General features: G+C 62.6%; 17 protein-coding genes. 5 read left to right on the top strand and 12 right to left on the bottom strand.

Annotated features, from left to right (window positions below; all coding sequences use genetic code 11):
- Nucleotides 1-18: 18 nt before the first annotated feature.
- The 6 genes from aauR to BMY03_RS23570 all read right to left on the bottom strand — a co-directional run bounded on the left by aauR (nt 19) and on the right by BMY03_RS23570 (nt 6,531).
- A complete protein-coding gene (aauR, locus tag BMY03_RS23595; protein WP_023629617.1) occupies nt 19-1,347 on the bottom strand; it encodes a two-component response regulator AauR in 1,329 nt (442 codons plus the stop codon).
- A complete protein-coding gene (aauS, locus tag BMY03_RS23590; RefSeq protein WP_094012400.1) occupies nt 1,344-3,248 on the bottom strand; it encodes a two-component sensor histidine kinase AauS in 1,905 nt (634 codons plus the stop codon). The genes aauR and aauS overlap by 4 nt, the downstream gene beginning before the upstream one ends.
- A 68-nt stretch (nt 3,249-3,316) precedes the next feature.
- On the bottom strand, nt 3,317-4,051 hold the full coding sequence (locus tag BMY03_RS23585) for an amino acid ABC transporter ATP-binding protein (protein WP_038706667.1): 735 nt from the start codon (nt 4,049-4,051) through the stop codon (nt 3,317-3,319).
- Nucleotides 4,048-4,719 (bottom strand): amino acid ABC transporter permease, encoded by a 672-nt coding sequence (locus BMY03_RS23580; protein ID WP_023629013.1) that lies wholly within the window; start codon nt 4,717-4,719, stop codon nt 4,048-4,050. The genes BMY03_RS23585 and BMY03_RS23580 overlap by 4 nt, the downstream gene beginning before the upstream one ends.
- Nucleotides 4,720-5,466 (bottom strand): amino acid ABC transporter permease, encoded by a 747-nt coding sequence (locus BMY03_RS23575; protein WP_023629014.1) that lies wholly within the window; start codon nt 5,464-5,466, stop codon nt 4,720-4,722.
- 147 nt (nt 5,467-5,613) lie between these two features.
- Nucleotides 5,614-6,531, bottom strand: a complete 918-nt coding sequence (locus BMY03_RS23570; protein ID WP_031314503.1) for a glutamate/aspartate ABC transporter substrate-binding protein — start codon at nt 6,529-6,531, stop codon at nt 5,614-5,616.
- Between the two features lie 350 nt (nt 6,532-6,881).
- On the opposite strand from BMY03_RS23570, the gene BMY03_RS26715 reads away from it, so the two are divergent.
- Nucleotides 6,882-7,865 (top strand): dermonecrotic toxin domain-containing protein, encoded by a 984-nt coding sequence (locus BMY03_RS26715; RefSeq protein ID WP_232888002.1) that lies wholly within the window; start codon nt 6,882-6,884, stop codon nt 7,863-7,865.
- Complete coding sequence (locus BMY03_RS23560) at nt 7,862-8,452, top strand: NEL domain-containing protein (RefSeq protein ID WP_232888003.1); 591 nt, start codon at nt 7,862-7,864, stop codon at nt 8,450-8,452. Before BMY03_RS26715 ends, BMY03_RS23560 begins: the two co-directional genes overlap by 4 nt.
- Nucleotides 8,453-8,503: 51 nt before the next feature.
- Here BMY03_RS23560 and glpD read toward each other — a convergent pair whose 3' ends face one another.
- The 4 genes from glpD to BMY03_RS23540 all read right to left on the bottom strand — a co-directional run bounded on the left by glpD (nt 8,504) and on the right by BMY03_RS23540 (nt 13,565).
- Nucleotides 8,504-10,033, bottom strand: a complete 1,530-nt coding sequence (glpD, locus tag BMY03_RS23555) for a glycerol-3-phosphate dehydrogenase (RefSeq protein WP_023629016.1) — start codon at nt 10,031-10,033, stop codon at nt 8,504-8,506.
- A 234-nt stretch (nt 10,034-10,267) separates the two neighbouring features.
- Nucleotides 10,268-11,023, bottom strand: coding sequence for a DNA-binding transcriptional repressor GlpR (gene glpR, locus BMY03_RS23550; RefSeq protein WP_023629017.1), 756 nt, complete (start codon nt 11,021-11,023; stop codon nt 10,268-10,270).
- 113 nt (nt 11,024-11,136) lie between these two features.
- The gene (glpK, locus tag BMY03_RS23545) at nt 11,137-12,636 is read right to left on the bottom strand and encodes a glycerol kinase GlpK (RefSeq protein ID WP_046854445.1); all 1,500 of its coding nucleotides are present in this window, start codon (nt 12,634-12,636) and stop codon (nt 11,137-11,139) included.
- Nucleotides 12,637-12,713: 77 nt separating this feature from the next.
- Complete coding sequence (locus tag BMY03_RS23540) at nt 12,714-13,565, bottom strand: MIP/aquaporin family protein (protein WP_023629019.1); 852 nt, start codon at nt 13,563-13,565, stop codon at nt 12,714-12,716.
- A 305-nt stretch (nt 13,566-13,870) separates the two neighbouring features.
- On the opposite strand from BMY03_RS23540, the gene ybaK reads away from it, so the two are divergent.
- On the top strand, nt 13,871-14,341 hold the full coding sequence (gene ybaK, locus BMY03_RS23535) for a Cys-tRNA(Pro) deacylase (RefSeq protein WP_023629020.1): 471 nt from the start codon (nt 13,871-13,873) through the stop codon (nt 14,339-14,341).
- Between the two features lie 98 nt (nt 14,342-14,439).
- Nucleotides 14,440-15,219, top strand: a complete 780-nt coding sequence (locus BMY03_RS23530; protein ID WP_038706665.1) for a PhzF family phenazine biosynthesis protein — start codon at nt 14,440-14,442, stop codon at nt 15,217-15,219.
- Between the two features lie 85 nt (nt 15,220-15,304).
- Here the strand turns inward: BMY03_RS23530 and BMY03_RS23525 are convergent, their stop codons facing one another.
- Complete coding sequence (locus tag BMY03_RS23525) at nt 15,305-16,414, bottom strand: ABC transporter ATP-binding protein (RefSeq protein ID WP_023629021.1); 1,110 nt, start codon at nt 16,412-16,414, stop codon at nt 15,305-15,307.
- A complete protein-coding gene (gene argF, locus BMY03_RS23520) occupies nt 16,411-17,331 on the bottom strand; it encodes an ornithine carbamoyltransferase (RefSeq protein WP_038706664.1) in 921 nt (306 codons plus the stop codon). The genes BMY03_RS23525 and argF overlap by 4 nt, the downstream gene beginning before the upstream one ends.
- A 364-nt stretch (nt 17,332-17,695) precedes the next feature.
- Here argF and BMY03_RS23515 point away from each other — a divergent pair, with 364 nt between their 5' ends.
- Nucleotides 17,696-19,804, top strand: coding sequence for a molybdopterin oxidoreductase family protein (locus BMY03_RS23515; RefSeq protein WP_094012397.1), 2,109 nt, complete (start codon nt 17,696-17,698; stop codon nt 19,802-19,804).
- Nucleotides 19,805-19,878: the final 74 nt, after the last annotated feature.

The raw sequence follows: 19,878 nt of genomic DNA, 5'->3' as shown, positions 1-19,878 counted from the left end.
CCAAGGTAAGGTAGCCGATCAGCCGAGGCCGTACTTCTTCACTTTGTCGAACAGCGTGGTCTTGGCCATCCCCAGTTCCTGGCTGGCTTGGCTGAGATTGCCACCGCTGCGCTGCAGGGCATCGCTGAGCAGGTTGCGTTCGAATGCCTCTACCGCTTCGGCGAAACCTAGCCCTTGGCTGGCCCCGCCGCTGCTCCCCTTCTTGAACGCGGGCAGGCCCAGGGCATGGCGTTCGGCGACGTTGCGCAGCTCGCGCACGTTGCCTTGCCAGTCGTGGGCCAGCAACTGCGACAGGGTCTGGCTGTCGAGGGTGGGGGGCTCGCGGTCAAAGCGCAAGGCTGACTGTTGTAGGAAGTGTTCGAACAGTTGCAGGATGTCTTCGCGTCGCTCGCGCAGTGGTGGCAGCTCGAGGGTGACGACGTTGAGGCGGTAGTACAGGTCGCTGCGGAACTGGCCACTCTGGCCCAGTACGGCGAGGTCGGATTTGGTCGCGGCGATCACCCGGCAGTCCACCGGGATGCTCTGGTTCGAGCCCAGGCGTTCCAGAGTGCGCTCTTGCAGTACCCGCAGCAGCTTGATTTGCAGGTTGATCGGCATGCTCTCGACTTCGTCGAGGAACAGCGTGCCGCCGTTGGCGTGCTCGATCTTGCCGATGCGGCGCTTGCCGGCACCGGTGAAGGCATTGGCTTCGTGGCCGAAGATCTCGCTTTCGAACAGGTTCTCCGGGAGACCGCCGCAGTTCAGCGCCACGAATGGCTGGCCCTGGCGTCGGCTGAAGTCGTGCAGGCAGCGGGCAACCAGCTCCTTGCCGGTACCTGTCTCGCCTTCGATCAGGACGTTGGCCGAAGTGTCGGCGACGTTGGCGATCAGCTCGCGCAGTTGTTCCATGGCCGGTGAGCGGCCGATGATGCGACCTTCCAGGCTGCTCTGCTCGGCCAGTTGGCGACGCAGGGCGAACACCTCGCGCGACAGGCCGCGTTGTTCCAGGGCGCGGCGCACCACATCGACCAGTCGCTCTGGCGAGAATGGTTTTTCCATGAAGTCGTAGGCGCCGTTGCGCATGGCACCGACCGCCATGTCGATGTCGCCGTGTCCGGTGATCAGTACCACCGGCAAGCTGCGGTCGCGTGCCTTGAGACGGTTGAGCAGCTCCAGGCCATCGATGCCCGGCAGGCGGATATCGCTGACGACGATGCCGGCGAAGTCGTCGCCGATTCGCTCGAGGGCCTGCTCGGCGCTGCCGACGCCTTCGCAGGCGATGTCTTCCAGGGCCAGCGCCTGCTGGCAGCCGAGCAGCACGTGCGGGTCGTCTTCGACGATCAGGACGGTGAGAGGTGCTTGTTTCATAGAGGCTCAGCCAATTCGCTAGGGGGCGTGGCCAGGGGCAGGGCAAGGACGAATGCGGTGCCGCCACCGGCGGGATGTTCGACGCTCAGTGTACCCTTGGCGGCAGTGGCCAGGCTCGCCGACAAGGTCAGGCCCAGGCCCAGGCCATGCTCGCCCGGTTTGGTGGTGAAGAAGGGTTCGAACAGGTGCTTGCGCGCCTCGGCGTCTATGCCATGGCCATTGTCTAGCACCCGCAGGCGGTATTTGTCGCCCTGCCTCTCGCCTTCCAGCCACAGTTGTGGCAAGGGCTGTGTGGCCATGGCATCGAGGGCGTTGCCAATCAGGTTGACCAGGATCTGTTCCAGGCGAGTTTGGTCGATGGCCAGCAACGCATCGTCGAACTGGCGGTGCAAATGCAGGTGGCAGGCGCTGATACGGTTGGCCAGCACTTGCAACGTGGCTTCCACGGCCTTTTCCAAAGACGCCTGGCCGCTGTCGTCGCCACGTCGGGCGAACGAGCGCAGGCTGGCGGTGATGCGGCCCATGCGATCGATCAGGTCGTTCATGGTGCGCAGGTTGGCGCTGGCGGTTTCCAGCGCGCCGCGCTCGAGGAAGCGCACGGTATTGCCCGACAGGGTGCGCAACGCCGCCAGCGGTTGATTGAGTTCGTGGGCGATGCTGGTGGACATCTGCCCGATGGCCGCCAGCTTGCCGGCCTGGACCAGTTCGTCCTGGGCGTGGCGCAAGGTCTGTTCGGCGTGGCGGCGTTCGCGGATTTGCCCTTTGAGGCGTTCGTTGCTAGCGCGCAGGTCGGCGGTGCGCTCGGTGATCTTGCGTTCCAGCTGGCTGTTCGCCTCTTCCAGGGCCTCGCGGGCCGCCAGGCGGGTGGCGATCACCTTGCGTCGCTCGTTCCAGGCGATGGCCAGGATCGCCAGCAGGGCAAAGGCCACCCCGACCAGGATGCCCTGCACCATCGACTCGCGGCGCAGGTCCTGCAAGGGGGTAAGCAGGGTGAAGTGCCAGGGCGTGTCGGCCAGGCGTCGGGTCTGTGCCAGGTAGGAGACATTGTGCTGCTTGCCGTGCTCGGTCTCGCTGTTGGCCGGAAAGGTCAGTTTTTCCACGCCGTCGGACAGGGTTTCCCGGGCCAGCGGTTGCAGCTCGTTGAGCGGCCACCAGTAGTACTGCAGGCTGCGCGCCAGGCGTTCCTTGATCTGCGGGTTCAGCGGCCGCACCGACTTCAGACGTCGGGACGGGTCGCTGGAAAGGATGATGATGCCGTTCTCGTCGCTGACGAAGGCTTCCAGGCGGGCGCGCTGCCAGCGCTCCTCCAGGGTATCGAGGCGCACCTTGATCACGGCCACGCCGATGATCTTGCCGTGCTCCTCCAGGCCGTGGGCCAGATAGTAGCCAGCCTCGCCGGTGGTGCTGCCGATACCGTAGAAACGCCCGGGTTCGCCGCGCACGGCGACCTGGAAATAGGCGCGGAATGCCAGGTCCTCGCCGAGGAAGGAGTCGGCGTCGCGCCAGTTGCTGGTGGCCTGGACCCGGCCATTGGTATCGAGGACGAAGATCGCCCGGCTGCGGCTGCGCCGGTTCAGGCCCTCGAGGTATTCGTTGACGACCTGGCGGTCGCCGGCGTCAGGGTCGGTGAGCAGGCGCGAGACGCTGTCTTCCAGCTCGAGCAGGCTGGGCAGGTAGGTGTACTTGCTGATTTCGCTTTCGACGGTGCGCGCATGCAGCTCCAACTGGCGCTCGCCGTTTTCGCTGAGCGTGCGGATGCCGTTGCTTTCGCTGATCAGGAAGCCAGCCATCCCTAGACCGACCATCAATAGGATGACCAGCGGGGGGACGAGCAATTGGCGAATCAGGCGGGATTTCACGGTGGGCTGGGCAGGGCGAAGGAGCGAAGGGTCGCATTTCATCACAGTGGCCTTGTCACGACCAGCTTCCGCTGCCCGGCAAGTGGCCGGGCAGCGTCACTGTGGCCGACTTAGTGTTGCAGGATCTTGCTGAGGAAGTGCTGGGTACGCTCGTGGCGGCCTTCGGGGTTGCCGAAGAAGTCTTCCTTCTGGCAGTCCTCGATGATGTTGCCCTTGTCCATGAAGATCACCCGGTTGGCGACCTTGCGGGCGAAGCCCATCTCGTGGGTCACGCACATCATGGTCATGCCTTCGTGGGCCAGTTCGACCATCACGTCCAGTACTTCGTTGACCATCTCCGGGTCCAGCGCCGAGGTCGGTTCGTCGAACAGCATGACGATCGGGTCCATCGACAGGGCGCGGGCGATCGCCACGCGCTGCTGCTGGCCGCCCGACAGCTGGCCGGGGTGCTTCTTGGCGTGGGCGCCAAGGCCGACGCGGTCGAGCAGGGCCAGGCCCTTCTTGGTGGCTTCGGCCTCGCTACGGCCGAGCACCTTGCGCTGGGCGATGGTCAGGTTCTCGGTGATCGACAGGTGCGGGAACAGCTCGAAGTGCTGGAACACCATGCCCACCCGCGAACGCAATTTCGGCAAGTTGGTCTTCGGGTCGGCGATGGAGGTGCCATCGACCACGATGTCGCCTTTCTGGAACGGCTCCAGGGCGTTGACGCACTTGATCAGCGTCGACTTGCCCGAGCCGGAGGGGCCGCAGACCACCACCACTTCACCTTTCTTGACCTCGGTGCTGCAGTCGGTCAGTACCTGGAAGTCCCCGTACCACTTGTTGACGTTCTTGATGGAAATCATACGGCGATCCTTTTTTGCAGGCGCTTGACCAGCCACGAAGCGGAGAAGCTGATGAGGAAGTAGACGACACCGGCGAAGATCAGGAACTCGTGGGAGCGCCCGATGATGTCGCCGTTGGCGCGGGCCGAGTTGAGGAAGTCGATCAGGCCGACGGTGTAGACGAGCGAGGTGTCCTGGAACAGGATGATGCTCTGTTGCAGCAGCAGCGGAGTCATCTTGCGAAACGCCTGGGGCAGGATGATCAGGCGCATGCACTGGCCGTAGCTCATGCCCAGCGCTTGCGCGGCGCCCATCTGGCCCTTGGAGATCGACTGCACGCCGGCACGCACGATTTCGCAGAAGTACGCCGCCTCGAACATCATGAACGCCACTACGCAGGAGGTGAACGCGCCCACGGGGGTGTCTTCACCGGTAATCCAGCGCAGCACGAAGGGCACCGCCAGGTAGAACCAGGTGATCACCAGCAGCAGGGGGATGGAGCGGAAGTAGTTGACGTAGGCGCCGGCGACGTTGGCCAGCAGCTTGCTCGACGACAGCCGCATCAGGGCCAGGACGGTGCCCAGGGCGATACCGCCAACCACACCCATGACCATCAGTTGCAGGGTCAGCAGCATGCCGTCCCACAGGGCGGGCAGCGCGGGGATGATTTCGCTGAAATCCATTTCCATTTACTTGCCCCCCACGGAAATCAGGCCAGGCACGGCGACTTTCTTCTCGACCATGCGCATGAGCAGCATCAGGCCCATGTTCAGGGTGAAGTAGATCAGCGTGGCGAGGGTGAACGCCTCGAACAGGTTGGCGGAAAACTCGGCGGTCTGCTTGGTCTGCGCCAGCAGCTCCATCAGGCCGATCAGCGAGGCCACCGAGGAGTTCTTGAACACGTTCAGGAATTCCGAAGTGAGCGGCGGAATGATGATCCGGTAGGCCTGGGGCAGCAGCACGTTCATGTAGATCTGCGGCAGGCTGAAGCCCATCGCGCGCCCGGCCGACTCCTGGCCGCGGGGCAGCGCCTGGATGCCGGTGCGCACCTGCTCGCAGACACGGGCGGCGGTGAACAGGCCCAGGCAGATGACTACGCTGATCAGCGCCGAGGTGGTCGGGTTGAGGTCCTGCTTGAACCACTCCTGCAGGCCTTCGGGCAGCAGGTCCGGCACCAGGAAGTACCAGATGAACAGCTGCACCAGCAGCGGCACATTGCGGAACAGCTCGACGTAGGCGGTGGCGATCCCTGACACCAGACGATTGGGTACGGTACGCATCACGCCGAGCAGCGAGCCCAGCAGCAAGGCGATGATCCAGGCGGAGATGGCGATGGCGATGGTCCAGCCCAGGCCGGTGACGTACCAGTCCAGATAGGTTTCGCTGCCCACGCCGGTGGACTTGAAGAACACGCCCCAGTCCCAGTTGTAATTCATCGGGATTTCCCCTCAGACGGTTGTTTCACGGGCACCTCGATACATCCGGGGGCGTTCGACGCCCTCGGATGTAAAGGTTAGACACTAACTAGGTGGCCTGTTGGATGGATTCGCGCGGATGCGCTTCAGGCCACTATTTGCCGGAGGTCAGGACTTCTTCTCGTCCGCGGCCTTGTCGGTCGGCTCGGCGATCAGCTTCTTCAGTTCGTCGCTCATCGGGAACTGCAGGTTCAGGCCCTTTGGCGGAATTGGCTGCTGGAACCACTTGTCGTAGCTCTTGTTGACTTCACCCGACTTGAAGTAGGCGACGATGGCTTCGTCGACTGCCTTCTTGAAGGCTGGGTCGTCCTTGCGCACCATGCAGCCGTAGATTTCGTACGACTGTGGGGTACCGGTGATGGTCCAGTCGGACGGTTTCTTGGCCTTGGCCATTTCACCGGCCAGCAGCGCGTCGTCCATCATGAAGGCCACGGCGCGGCCGCTTTCGAGCATGTTGAAGGCTTCGCCGTGGTCCTTGGCGGAGATCACGTTCATCTTCATCTGCTTGTCGGCGTTCATCGCCTTGAGGATGCGCTCGGAGGTGGTACCGGCGGTGGTTACCACGTTCTTGCCGGCCAGGTCCGGGAAGTCTTTATAGGATGGCTGGCCATCCTTGACCTTGGTCAGCAGGCGGGTGCCGACTTCAAAGATGCCCACCGAGAAGCCGACCTGCTGCTGGCGCTCGACGTTGTTGGTGGTGGAGCCGCACTCAAGGTCCACGGTGCCGTTCTGCACCAGCGGGATGCGGGTTTGCGAAGTGACCAGGTTGTACTTGACCTTGATGTCGGTGCCCAGTTGCTTCTTCAGGGCTTCGACGACGGCCAGCTGGATGTCGTGGGAGTAACCCACGGGCGCAGTGCTGCCTGCCAGATAGGAAAACGGAATGGAAGAGTCGCGGTGGCCCAGGGTGATGGTGCCCGAATCCTTGATCTTCTTCAGGGTACCGGTGAGCTCTTCAGCCATGACCGGCGATGCGATGACAGCGGCCGCGATGGCGGCGCCCAGCAATTGACGAACGATGCGCATCAAATTTTCCTCGACGTGTTTGTTTTTTTTATGGAGCCGTTGGCGGACTCTTCGTTCAACGAATACAGCATGAAGCGGGTGCATTCGGCTTCCAAGTGTAGAGCATGAGTCGTGCCAAGCCCTGATAATCATCATAACGCTGTGAAAATGCTGAGTATTAATCTTTTTTGACGCGGTGAAACTTAGCTCGTAGCAGACGGGTTCCCGAACGGATCTCTCTTTGGCGTTCGGTGTTCCGAACGAATTGTTATCGGTTTGCGAGGTGGCCAATGGAAAGTGGCAACTATGTACAGGGTCTTTCTCAAGCGCGAGTGGTGTACTGAGATTCTCATCTCGTCAAGGACCCTGACATGACAGTCGCGCCGTTTTTCCCGCATTCGATCGATGGACTGATTGCACGGCAACTACCTGTGTGGATGACTCGGCACGGCGTGCATCACTTGCTGTCGTTGCGCCTCGCGCTACGTCGACAGGAGGCGGCGTCGAGCGCGCTTAAGCAGGTATTGGACGGTATTCCTTCGCTGGAAAAGTTTGCTGAGCAACTGCTGGAGCCTGCGCTTCGCGCGCGTGGCGTTGCCAGCCCCGATGTCCGACGCAGCACAGTACGCATCGTCGAGCAATTCAGTTTACCGACGGTAGCCCCTAGCCTTTATCGACCAAGCTACGAGCGTTCTTCCATCCGCACGCTGTTGGTTGCCGCCCTGCACAATTTCCATGTCACCGAAACCCGGCCTGGGCTTAGGCGCAAGGGGCAATTGCATGCAAAGTCCGGCCGTGTGCTGCCGCTGGGATTCGAAGCTTTCGCAGGGCTGTGTCGACAAGTGGACATAGGGGGGCGCTACCAGGCGCTTCTCAATCAGCACCTGGTGCCATCCGATCAGCCAGGCGACCTTCCTGGAGAGGCTGCGCAGCGGCTGCATCGACGTTTCGAGGAGAGCCTGCGCAGTCACTTTGAGGTAGCTGTGCGCATTGCCACACTCAAGGGGAACCTGGATGAGCAAAGTTATCTTCACTTGTTGCCAGTAACTGCGCCCAAGCCGATCGTGCCTACCTTGCCAGGCGTCATCATGCCGCGCCAACTCTACCTGCTCGGTAAATGCGTGAGGGGGGTGGTGACACTGGAGGTGCGGCAGGAGCTTGATGCGCCTTTACTAGGTGTGATCGCCTGGATTCCTGGCGATCCGCTATCACCCGTTGCGCGTCATGACTCTTGGCAGGCGCTGTACGACGCGCTGGCCGAACGGCTGCGCGACAAGACCTTTCGCGGCTTCTTTTCACGTTTCATAAGCGAGCGGCTTCCGGCCAGCGCACCTGCGAAGACGGCCTGCTGTTGATTCTCAGCCAGTTGGAGCTTGGCGTACTGGTCGAGCGAGCAGTCAGTGGTGTACCTGCTGTTGATGTCGAGGATCGGCTGATGCGCCTTGGGCGATCGTTGTTCCGCCTGGATGAGGTGGACCGCATCGCGGCCCGGCACGTTGAGCGAATGCGTGAGGCCAGCCTGCCGGTAGATGAGATTGAGGTAAGGTTTTTCTATCGTTACAAACTGCTACACCCACTCGGCTTGCCGCTGGAGTCGGACTCAATGCATTACCAAGGTCACGCCCGGGTGACTACCAGTGACGTGCTCCGTGCGCAAGACCAGGTATTGGGCGCTGAAACGGCAGATGCGTTGATCGAGTCGACTGCACAGCGCCCGTTCTGGGCGGCCCATGTGCGCGAGCGCTACGCTTCTCGATTCGCTGCGTTGGCTGAACCTCTGCGGTTGCGCATGGAAGCGCTGGAGGCGGATGTCGAGCAAAGCCGGATTGATGATTGGACCTTCACGCTACGCAGCAACGCACTGATGTACGAGTTCGAGCTCGCCGAGCGCCGCTTGCTCAGGACGCTGGCCCGTGAGGTCTACCAGCGTCTGTATTCCTGAATACCTGCGCAATCGCTCCTGGGCGCCCATCGCGGGGCGCATGGGATGCTTTCAAGCGGCGCAAGCCTGTTCGGAGCGAGCCCGCAGATAGGTGGCGAGAGCCTGTTGCTCCGAGAAGCTTGTGAACAAGCCCAGCTTGGTGCGGCGCCAAAGAATATCTTCGGCGTCCAGCGCCCATTCCTGCAGGCAAAGATAATCCACTTCTCGGCTGAACAGTCCGCCCCCGATGGATTGGCCCAGGTCCTCTGGTCCGTTCATACCGTCAAGGAGGTGCCAGGCTCGGCTGCCGTAGGTAATTGCCCAGCGTTTGGCGATATCTGGTGCCAACCAGCCGTGACGGGCTTGTATGTCTGCGGCGAGTGCCTGAGCAGTGCTCATGTCTTCACCGCCTGGCAATGGCGCATCGGCAGTCCAGCTACCGCGCATCTGGGTGAAGAACGGCTTGAGTTCGGCCATGGCCGATTCGGCCAGCTTGCGGTAGGTGGTCAGCTTGCCCCCGAACACCGACAGCAGCGGCGCCTGCCCTTCACTTGCGGACAACGCCAGTGTGTAGTCACGGGTCACCGCCGACGGGTTGTCCGACTCGTCGTTGCACAGCGGACGCACCCCGGAGTAAGTGTGCAGGATGTCGCTGCGGTTCAGTTGGTGGTTGAAGTGGGCGTTCACTACATTCAGCAGGTAATCGGTTTCCTGCTCGGTGATCGCCACCTTGGCCGGGTCGCCGCTGTATTCGCGGTCGGTGGTGCCGATCAGGGTGAAACGGTCCAGGTACGGGATGCAGAAAACGATGCGCTGGTCTTCGTTCTGCAGGATATAGGCATGTTCGCCTTCGTACAGACGCGGCACGATAAGGTGGCTGCCCTGGATCAGGCGGATACCGTAGGGCGCGTCGAGCTTCAAGTCGTCCTTGATAAAGCTGGCCACCCAGGGGCCGGCAGCATTGACCAAGGCGCGGGCACGAATGGTCTGCAGGCTGCCATCGGCGTTCTGCAATTCCACCTGCCACACGCCATCGATGCGTTCGGCGCGCAGGCAGCGGGTGCGCGTGCGGATCTGCGCGCCCTGTTCACGCGCGGCCATCGCGTTGAGCACTACCAGGCGGGCGTCATCCACCGCGCAGTCGGCATATTCGAAACCGCGGGTGATGGCCGGCTTGAGCGGGTAACCCGGGCCGAAGCGCAGGCTGCGCGAAGCACCCAGGCGCTTGCGCTTGCCGAGGTGATCGTAGAGGAACAAACCAGCGCGGATCATCCAGGCGGGGCGCAGGTGCGGGCGGTGCGGCAGCACGAAGCGCATGGGCTTGACGATGTGCGGCGCCTTGGCCAGCAGCACTTCACGCTCGGCCAGGGCTTCGCGTACAAGGCGGAACTCATAGTGCTCCAGGTAGCGCAAGCCACCGTGGATCAGCTTGCTGCTGGCCGAGGAGGTGTGTTGTGCCAGGTCATCCTTTTCACAAAGGAACACCTTGAGGCCACGCCCGGCGGCATCGGCAGCAATGCCCACGCCATTGATGCCACCGCCGATAACGGCGAGGTCGTAGCAGTCTTGGAGGGGGGGCTGGGACGAAACGGGCTGGGACACGGGCAAGGCCTCCTGGGGCTGTTCACAGCGAATGTGAACATCAATGTTCGTTTGCGAAAATAGTAGCCTAATGAACAGGCGGCGGCCAGTCAGTCTTCATAGAAAAAACTGATCGGATGACAGGGAAATGAACATTTTCGAAAAGGCAGGGTGATCGATTTGCAAGGCAGGAAGATCAAGCGCCGCCAGGACGGTGCTCGACCCGACTGCTTGCAATAGGCGAGGCGGGCGGTCTCAAACCACGTCGAGGCGAATCTTGTACTGGTTGAGCAACTGGGTCAGGGCCGGGGAAGGTGCCTGGTCGGTCACCAGGCAGTCGACCAGGCTGATCGAGCCCAGGCGAACCATGGCATTGCGCCCGAACTTGCTTGAGTCCGCCGCCAGCAGCACCTGGCGGGCATTGGCGATGATGGCCTGGGATACCCGTACTTCCTGGTAGTCGAAGTCCAGCAGGCTACCGTCCTCGTCAATGCCGCTGATACCGACCACGGCGAAATCGACCTTGAACTGATTAATGAAGTCGACGCTTGCCTGGCCAACCACGCCACCGTCGCGGCGTACCGTGCCGCCGGCCACCAGCACTTCGAAATCGTCCTTGGCCGCCAGGATCGCCGCCACGTGCAGGTTGTTGGTGATGACTTTCAGGTGATTGTGGTTGAGCAGGGCGCGGGCGATGGATTCGGTGGTGGTGCCGATGTTGATGAACAGCGAGGCATGGTCGGGAATCTGCCGGGCCACGGCGTCGGCGATGCGTTGCTTCTCGTCGCGCATCTGGTCTGCGCGCATGGCGTAGGCGGTGTTCTCGATGCTCGAGTCGTAAGCGGCCCCACCATGGTAGCGGCGCAGCAGGTTGGCTTCGGCGAGCTGGTTGATATCGCGGCGGATGGTCTGTGGGGTGACGACGAACAGCTGCGCCATTTCCTCGATGCTGACATAGCCGCGTTCGCGGACGAGCTCGAGAATTTGTTGTTGGCGTGGGGGCAGATTCATGGGCGGTCCTTTGGGGCAGCCGGACAAATTCTGCAATGATGCCGCAGGAAGGGGATGGCGACCAGTAGGCCGTTGCTCAGTCGGGGCCGCGCAGCGGCCCCGACTTCATAGCTTCAGGCGTCGTGATCTTCCCAGTCGCGGGTGCGATCCACGGCCTTGCGCCAGCCCTTGTACAGCTTCTCCTTGGCCGCTTCGTCCAACTGCGGGCTGAACTCGCGCTCGATGATCGCCTTGTCGCGCAGCTCGTCCAGGCCGCTCCAGAAACCGCAGGCCAGGCCCGCCAGGTAGGCTGCGCCCAGTGCTGTGGTTTCGCGCATTTTCGGACGCTCGACGCAGGTGCCGAGAATGTCGGCCTGGAACTGCATGAGGAAGTTGTTGGCTACCGCGCCACCGTCCACGCGCAGTTCGGACAGGCGCTGGCCGCAGTCCTGCTGCATGGCGTCGAGCACGTCGCGGGTCTGGTAGGCGATCGACTCGAGGGCGGCACGGATGATGTGGTCGACCTTGACGCCACGGGTCAGGCCGAACAGCGCGCCCCGGGCGTACGGGTCCCAGTAGGGCGCGCCCAGGCCGGTGAAGGCTGGCACCAGGTAGACGCCGTTGCTGTCCTTGACCTTGCTGGCGAAGTACTCGGTGTCGTAGGCGTCGTTGACGATCTTCAGTTCGTCGCGCAGCCACTGCACGGTGGAGCCACCGTTGAAGACCGCGCCCTCAAGGGCGTAGGCCACTTCGCCACGCGGGCCGCAGGCGATGGTGGTGAGCAGGCCGTGGGACGATTGCACCGCCTTGTCGCCGGTGTTCATCAGCAGGAAGCAGCCCGTGCCGTAGGTGTTCTTGGCCTGGCCGGGCTCCACGCACATCTGGCCGAACAGCGCCGATTGCTGGTCACCGGCGATACCGGCGATGGCAATGCCGCTCTTGGTGTGGCCATAGACTTCGGACGACGGGCGAACCTCGGGCAGCATCTGGCTTGGGATGCCGAGGATATCGAGGAGCTTTTCGTCCCATTGCAGGCTGTGGATGTTGAACATCAGCGTGCGCGAGGCGTTGGTGTAGTCGGTGACATGCACCTTGCCGCCGGAGAATTTCCAGATCAGCCAGGTATCGATGGTGCCGAACAGCAGCTCGCCACGCTCGGCGCGTTCGCGCACGCCCTCGACGTTATCGAGGATCCACTTGAGCTTGGTGCCGGAGAAGTACGGGTCGGTGACCAGGCCGGTTGCCTCGCGGATATATTGCTCATGGCCGTCGCGCTTGAGCTGAGCGCAGATCTCGGTGCTGCGCCGGCATTGCCAGACGATGGCGTTGTACACCGGGCGCCCGGTTTCCTTGTCCCAGACGACGGTGGTCTCGCGCTGGTTGGTGATGCCGATGGCGGCGACCTGGGCGTGGCTGATGCCGGCCTGGGCCAGGGCCTCGACCATGGTCGCGCTCTGGGTGGCGAAGATTTCCATCGGGTCGTGCTCGACCCAGCCCGCCTGTGGGTAGTGCTGGGCGAATTCACGCTGCGAGGTGCCCACCACGTTGGCGTCGCGATCGAAGATGATGGCGCGCGAACTGGTGGTGCCCTGGTCCAGGGCGATGATGTAGTTCTTGTCCAGGGTATCGGTCATGTCGGTGGCCTTGCACGAATAGGGGGTAGTTCAGGGCGTGGCGGGCGCCGGGTGTCAGCCCGGGCCCGGCGTTGGCATCAGGAAACCTGGGTGTCGCCCTGAGGATTATCGTCTGTCTGTTGAGCCGCGGCTTGTATCGTCGGCAAATTGCGGGCGATCAGCCCGCGGTACAGGGCCGCGCCCAGGCTGGCGCCGAGGATCGGCGCGAACACCGGCACCAGGAAATACGGAATATCGCGCCCGCCGGTGAAGGCAACTTCGCCCCAGCCGGCCAGGAAGGTCATCAGTTTAGGCCCGAAATCGCGCGCCGGGTTCATCGCAAACCCGGTCAGCGGGCCCATTGCGCTGCCGATCACGGCGATCAGCAGGCCGATCAGCAGGGGCGCGGTGGCGCCACGGGGCAGGCCGTTGTTGTCGTCGGTCAGGGCCATGATCACGGCCATCAGAATGGCGGTGATGATCACTTCGACCAGGAACGCCTGGCCGGTGGATAGCGCCGGGTGCGGATAGGTGGAGAACACCGAGGCCAGTTCGAGGCTGGCCTGGCTGCCGCGCAACATGGCGTGGCTTTGTTCGAAATCGAAGAACAGATTGCTGTACAGGAAGTACACCAACGCGGCGCCGCAGAATGCGCCGCACACCTGGGCGAGCATGTAGAACGGCAGCTTGCGCTTGTCGAAGCCGGCGAACACGGCCAGCGCGATGCTGACCGCCGGGTTCAGGTGCGCGCCGGACACACCGGCAGTGAGGTAGATCGCCATGCTCACGCCGACCCCCCAGATGATGCTTATTTCCCACAGGCCGAAGCTGGCCCCGGCGACCTTGAGCGCGGCAACACAGCCGGTACCGAAGAAGATGAGTAGGGCAGTGCCGAGGAATTCGGCCAGGCACTGGGCGGAAAGCGTGGGTTGTCGTAGAGCAGTCGTCATGTATGACCTCGGTTCTTGTTGTTGTGAGGCGCTGGGCGCTCGACAGCAAAAAGCCCGGAGTCGATCCCCATTGACGCCGGGCGGGTACAGGAGGCGCACCTTATAGGTGCACCATTTATTCATAAACGAAAAAATATAGACAAGAAACGCTGATGTCAAAGGTCGAAAATGAACGTTCAGCCACATTCTGACTGCCGTGCCGCGCGGTGAACCCAAGGCCGGTGCTCTAGCCTGGGTCCTGCGCTGGCTGCCCCGGCGGATTTACCCTAAAGTACCGGGCGACTTGTGATCGCCTGGAGCCGTTGATGACCCCCGCCCTGGACCTATTGAAAAAGGCGCGTGCCGAACACCGCGTGCACAGCTACGAACATGATCCGAAATCCGCATCGTACGGTCTGGAGGCTGCGGAAAAGCTCGGCCTTGACCCATTGCGCGTGTTCAAGACGCTGCTCGCCAGCAGCGAAAAAGGTGAGCTGCTGGTGGCAGTGGTGCCGGTGGGTGGAACGCTCGATCTGAAGGCGTTGGCCCATGCGGCCGGCGTGAAGAAATGCGAAATGGCCGACCCCCAGGCTGCCCAGCGCGCCACGGGCTACCTGGTTGGCGGGATCAGCCCGCTGGGACAAAAGAAGCGCCTGCGCACTTTCATCGATCAATCCGCGCAACAACATGAAACGATTCATGTTAGCGCTGGCCGCCGCGGCCTGGAGGTGGAACTCGCCGCAGCAGTGCTCGCTGCCCATACCCAGGCACAGTTCGCCGAGATCGGCCGTGGCTGATCATCTGTACTGATTCAAATTCCACGACTCTGTCACTGTTCGGTCCAGACGCCTTGCTCCATGCTCGTGGCCTTTGCGCCCTACACAGGAGTCGTGGCATGCAACTGCATTTTCACCAGGTCGATGCGTTCAGTGACCGGCCCTTCGCCGGCAATCCGGCCATGGTCTACCACCTGGAACAGTGGCTCGACGATGCGCTGATGCAGCAGATCGCCGCCGAGCACAACCTCGCCGAAACTGCGTTCGTGGTCGCTGAAGGAGAGGGCTACCGGATTCGCTGGTTCACCCCCGCAACCGAAGTGCCGCTGTGCGGTCATGCCACCCTCGCCAGTGCCCATGTTCTGTTCGAGGTCTATGGTGAGCAGAAGCCTCGTCTGGACTTTCAAAGCCTGTCCGGTCCATTGAGCGTGGCGCGTGAAGGGGGCCGCCTGTGGCTCGATTTCCCGCGCATTGATCCTCAGCCCATGGCTGAGTCGGTGGCCGTGGCCGAGGCGCTGGGGTGCGAGGTACAGGAGGTTTACCAGACCAAGGAACTGCTGGTTGTACTGGCTTCTGAGCAAGCCGTGCGTGCCTGCGCGCCAGACATGGTGGCGTTGGCAAGACTGCCGGGTTTGGGCGTAATCGTAACGGCGCCTGGTGAAGAGCACGATTTCGTGTCGCGCTATTTTGCACCGAGTATCGGAATCCCCGAGGATCCTGTCACCGGTTCGATTCACTGCTCGCTCATTCCTTACTGGGCGGCACGCCTTGGCAGGTCGCAATTGCACGCGTTCCAGCTCTCCGCACGTGGTGGGGAGCTGTTCTGCCGACTGCAGGGGCAGCGGGTGAAGATTGGTGGGCAGGCCCGGTTGGTAGCCTCTGGCACCTTGGTGCTGTGATTCAAGCCGTTCGCGAAGCAAGTCCGCTTCCGCACCGTTGTAGCGGTATGCGAAAGCGGGCATGCCCCATAATGCTTGTCAAATCCTACAGCGCCGAGCTGATGCGTCGCACACCGCTCTCCTGGCGCGTCAGCTGCGCGGCAACGCTGCCGGGCACCGCGAACAACACCAGGTGTTCGGCCGCCACTGCAATACCGACCTGTTGGCCGAGCGGGTGGTCGTTGTGGCTGGGGAAGATCGCTTCAAGCTGGCTGCCGGTGGGAAGCTGCAGGCGGTACAAGGTTGAAGCGCCAAGGAAACTCTTGCCGATTATCTGCGCTCGCAACGTGCTGTCTGGAGCGTGGATGATGTCGTCAGGGCGCAGCAACACGTCCACCGAACTGCCGGGTGCCATGGTGTAGGCTCGGTTGCCGCGAAGCTCGCCGAGTTCGGTGCTTACTGCTTCGTGGCTGCTCATCTGGCCACGAATGAAGTAGCCCTGGCCGATGAAGCTGGCGACGAACGGGGTCTGCGGTTCGTGGTAGAGGTTGTAGGGCGTGTCCCACTGCTCCAGGCGCCCCTCCTTGAACACCCCTACGTGATCGCTGACGGCAAAGGCTTCTTCCTGGTCGTGGGTGACCAGGATGGCGCTGGTGCCTCGGCTCTTGAGAATATCACGGACCTCATGGCTCAAGCGTCGGCGCAGCTCCACGTCGAGGTTGGAGAACGGCTCGTCAAGCAACAGCAACTGTGGCTCCGGCGCAAGCGCCCGGGCCAGTGCCACGCGTTGCTGCTGGCCACCCGACAGTTCGTGCGGGTAACGCCCGCCGAGGCCGGCCAGCTTGACTAGTTCGAGCATCTCCTCGACCACCATAGCCTGGCGCGGATGCTTGGCGATGCCGAAGGCGATGTTCTGTGCGACGGTCAGATGGGGAAACAGTGCGTAGTCCTGGAACACCATGCCGATCCGGCGTTTCTCTGGAGCCAGGGTAAAGCCGGCGCGGGAGATGACCTCGCCTCCCAGCTGGATCTCGCCCTCGTGCACCGGCTCGAACCCCGCGATGGCGCGCAGCGTGGTGGTCTTGCCGCAACCGGACGACCCTAGCAGGCAACCGATGTCGCCCGCGTTGAGGTGCAGGTTGAGGTTCTGGACGATGCGCTGCGCGCCATAGCCGCAGGCCAGGTTGCGCAGGTTGAGCAGTAGCTGTTGACTCATGCGTGGTGGTAAGCCGGTTCTACAAGAAATTCCAGAAGGGCCTTCTGCGCATGCAGGCGGTTCTCAGCTTCGTCCCAGGCGACCGAGCGGGGGTCATCGAGCAGGTCCTGGCTGATTTCCTCGCCACGGTGGGCGGGCAGGCAATGCATGAACAGGGCGTCGGGTGCCGCCAGGTCGAGCAGTTCGCGGGTGACCTGGTAAGGCGCGAAATGCGCCAGGCGGCGTGCAGTTTCCTCTTCCTGGCCCATGGAAGTCCAGACATCCGTGGTTACCAGGTGGGCGCCGCGCACGGCTTCCTTCGGATCACGGATGATCTGCACGCGGTCGCCGCCCAATTGCAGGAAGCGCGGATCGGGCTCGTAGCCTTCAGGGCAAGTGATGCGCAATTGGAAATCGAACTGCACGGCAGCTTCGATATAAGAGTTGCACATGTTGAAGCCGTCGCCGACCCAGGCCACGGTCTTGCCCTGGATCGCGCCACGGTGCTCGAAGAAGGTCTGCATGTCTGCCAGCAACTGGCAGGGGTGCGATTCGTCGGACAGGCCATTGATGACCGGCACCTTCGAATTGGCGGCGAATTCGGTGAGCGTGCTGTGGGCGTGCGTGCGGATCATGACCACATCCACCATGCTCGACAGCACGATGGCGCTGTCGGCGATCGGCTCGCCGCGGCCCAGCTGGGTGTCGCGCGGCGACAGGAAGATCGCCTGGCCGCCAAGCTGGATCATGCCCGCTTCGAACGATACCCGGGTACGGGTCGAGGATTTCTCGAAGATCATCCCCAGCACGCGGTTCTTCAACGGCTCGAACAGCACGCCTCGTTTACGCAGGTCCTTCAGCTCGATGCCGCGACGGATCACGCCGAGCAATTCGTCAGCGGTGAAATCCAGCAGGGAGAGAAAGTGCCTAGCGCTCATGATTGACTACCTTATCTGCAACGTTTTGCAGGTCGACCGTATGGGTTTTGTTGACAACGGGAGTGACCTGCGGCGTAAGCCGCACGGGGCGGACGGAATAGGGAAAGGCGCAATACTATAATTAAATGTCGCCTTAAACCAAGAGGGGAAACAGCGCCTCTGTGTCAAAGGGTGTCGTAAGCCTTTGGCGAGCAGCTGTTTTTTATTTGCTACAGAGGTTGTACACGGCTTACCTCGATTTTGGCAAATTCATCGTCGCGAATCGTCGGCCTGATGTCGCCCGATTCATGCCGCGAAGCGCGCTGGCAAGCCCGGTTGGTGCGGCGCATAGTCGAACCTCCAGAACAACAAGGCAGAGGCGGCCATGACCAAGACCCTGCATCACCGAGCCTGTCACCTGTGCGAGGCCATTTGTGGCCTGAACATCGAAATCACCCATGAGGCAGAGGGACCGCCGCGGATCAGCTCGATCAAGGGCGATCCGCAGGATCCGTTCAGCCGCGGCCACATCTGCCCCAAGGCGGTCGCCCTGCAGGATATCCAGGAAGACCCTGACCGCCTGCGCCAGCCTCATCGGCGCATCGGTGACCAGTGGCAGGCGATCGGCTGGGACGAGGCCTTCGCCTTCGCCGCAGAGCGGCTGTGGGCGGTGCAGCAAGCCCATGGACGTAACGCAGTGGCGGTCTACCAGGGCAATCCCAGCGTGCACAACTATGGTTTGATGACCCACAGCAACTACTTCCTCGGCCTGCTCAAGACCCGCAACCGCTTCTCGGCCACCTCGGTGGACCAGCTGCCGCAGCACCTGACCAGCCACCTGATGTACGGCCATGGCCTGTTGTTGCCTATTCCGGACATTGACCACACGCAGTTCATGCTGATTCTTGGCGGCAATCCCCTGGCTTCCAATGGCAGCATCATGACCGTCCCCGATGTGGAAAAACGCCTGAAGGTACTCAAGGCCAGGGGCGGGCAGTTGGTGGTGGTGGATCCGCGGCGCAGCGAGACGGCGTTACTGGCCGATCGGCACCTGTTCATTCGCCCCGGTGGCGACGCAGCGCTGTTGTGTGGTCTGTTGCATACCCTGTTCGCCGAGGGCCTGGCCCGTGGTTCGCACCTGCCGATCAATGGCCTGGAGCAGGTGCGCGAGGCGATCCTGCCGTTCGATGCCGCCAGCATGAGCGCGTTGTGCGGCATCCCGGCCGAGGAAATCCGCCGATTGGCGCGGGACTTCGCCGCCGCCGACAAAGCGGTGTGCTATGGCCGGATGGGGGTATCGACCCAGGCCTTCGGCTCGTTGTGCCACTGGCTGGTGCAATTGATCAACCTGGTCACCGGCAACCTTGATCGGGTTGGCGGTGCGTTATGCACCGAGCCGGCGGTCGATCTGGTCGCCAGCACCTCGGGTGGCCACTTCGACCAGTGGCGCAGCCGCGTCTCGGGGTTGCCCGAATATGCTGGTGAGCTACCGGTCTCGGCCTTGGCCGAGGAGATCCTCGAGCCCGGTGACGGGCAGGTACGGGCGTTGGTGACCGTGGCCGGCAACCCGGTGCTGTCCACGCCCAACGGGCGGCGTCTGGACGAGGCCTTGGCCGGCCTGGAGTTCATGCTCAGCATCGACCTCTACATCAACGAAACCACGCGTCATGCTGACCTGATCCTGCCCTCCACCTCGGCGCTGGAGAATGACCACTACGATTCCACCTTCAACTTGCTGGCGGTACGCAACGTCACCCGCTTCAACCGGGCGATCCTGCCCAAACCGGAGGGGGCGCTGCATGACTGGGAGATTTTCGTAGGCCTGGCCGAGGCCTTTGCCCAGCGTGCGCAGGTCGAGCTCAAGGCGACCCTGCCACCGGCACGGATGATCGACTTTGCCTTGCGCAAGGGCCCCTATGGTGACGAGTCGTCCTGGAAGCTTTCCCTGCAGATGCTCGATGAGCACCCCCACGGCTTGGATCTAGGGCCGCTGGGTGCCAACCTGGCGGTACGCTTGCGCACGGTTGGCGGCAAAGTCGAAGCCGCACCGGCGGTACTGCTCGGTGACCTGCAGCGTCTGGCCCGGCAGGCAGCGCCGACGGCAGGCCAGTTGTTGCTGATCGGCCGCCGCCACGTGCGCAGCAACAATTCGTGGATGCACAACTATCATCGGCTGGTCAAAGGCAAACCGCGGCATCATCTGCTGATGCATCCGGATGATCTGCTCCACCGCCAGTTGCAAGACGGGCAGATGGTGCGGATCCGCTCACGCACGGGCGTGATCGAAGTGCCTGTCCAAGCTAGCGAGGAGATGATGCCAGGGGTGGTCAGCCTGCCCCACGGCTACGGTCACGGGCGCCAGGGCGCGCGCTTGCAGGTGGCCGGTGCACAGCCGGGCGTGAGTGCCAATGACCTGACCGACGAGCACTTGCGTGATGGCGTATCCGGCAACGCCGCCCTCAATGGCGTACCTGTGCAAGTGGAGGCCGCCTGAGCATCGGCAAGGCCGAGCACGCCGCTCGGCTTTCCGATACAATGCGTCACCGTGCCGACGACCCAGTCGGAAAG

The sequence above is a fragment of the Pseudomonas soli genome (genome assembly GCF_900110655.1).
Lineage (GTDB): Bacteria > Pseudomonadota > Gammaproteobacteria > Pseudomonadales > Pseudomonadaceae > Aquipseudomonas > Aquipseudomonas soli.
Note: the sequence above shows the minus strand (reverse complement) of the source record. Positions and strands in the feature narration are given on the sequence as shown.

What these genes read in the sequence shown, in the direction of transcription:
- aauR (WP_023629617.1), bottom strand. Translation starts at nt 1,347, where the DNA reads ATGAAACAAGCACCTCTCACCGTCCTGATCGTCGAAGACGACCCGCAC.
- aauS (WP_094012400.1), bottom strand. Translation starts at nt 3,248, where the DNA reads ATGAAATGCGACCCTTCGCTCCTTCGCCCTGCCCAGCCCACCGTGAAA.
- BMY03_RS23585 (WP_038706667.1), bottom strand. Translation starts at nt 4,051, where the DNA reads ATGATTTCCATCAAGAACGTCAACAAGTGGTACGGGGACTTCCAGGTA.
- BMY03_RS23580 (WP_023629013.1), bottom strand. Translation starts at nt 4,719, where the DNA reads ATGGAAATGGATTTCAGCGAAATCATCCCCGCGCTGCCCGCCCTGTGG.
- BMY03_RS23575 (WP_023629014.1), bottom strand. Translation starts at nt 5,466, where the DNA reads ATGAATTACAACTGGGACTGGGGCGTGTTCTTCAAGTCCACCGGCGTG.
- BMY03_RS23570 (WP_031314503.1), bottom strand. Translation starts at nt 6,531, where the DNA reads ATGCGCATCGTTCGTCAATTGCTGGGCGCCGCCATCGCGGCCGCTGTC.
- BMY03_RS26715 (WP_232888002.1), top strand. Translation starts at nt 6,882, where the DNA reads ATGACAGTCGCGCCGTTTTTCCCGCATTCGATCGATGGACTGATTGCA.
- glpR (WP_023629017.1), bottom strand. Translation starts at nt 11,023, where the DNA reads ATGAATCTGCCCCCACGCCAACAACAAATTCTCGAGCTCGTCCGCGAA.
- glpK (WP_046854445.1), bottom strand. Translation starts at nt 12,636, where the DNA reads ATGACCGATACCCTGGACAAGAACTACATCATCGCCCTGGACCAGGGC.
- BMY03_RS23540 (WP_023629019.1), bottom strand. Translation starts at nt 13,565, where the DNA reads ATGACGACTGCTCTACGACAACCCACGCTTTCCGCCCAGTGCCTGGCC.
- ybaK (WP_023629020.1), top strand. Translation starts at nt 13,871, where the DNA reads ATGACCCCCGCCCTGGACCTATTGAAAAAGGCGCGTGCCGAACACCGC.
- BMY03_RS23530 (WP_038706665.1), top strand. Translation starts at nt 14,440, where the DNA reads ATGCAACTGCATTTTCACCAGGTCGATGCGTTCAGTGACCGGCCCTTC.
- BMY03_RS23525 (WP_023629021.1), bottom strand. Translation starts at nt 16,414, where the DNA reads ATGAGTCAACAGCTACTGCTCAACCTGCGCAACCTGGCCTGCGGCTAT.
- argF (WP_038706664.1), bottom strand. Translation starts at nt 17,331, where the DNA reads ATGAGCGCTAGGCACTTTCTCTCCCTGCTGGATTTCACCGCTGACGAA.
- BMY03_RS23515 (WP_094012397.1), top strand. Translation starts at nt 17,696, where the DNA reads ATGACCAAGACCCTGCATCACCGAGCCTGTCACCTGTGCGAGGCCATT.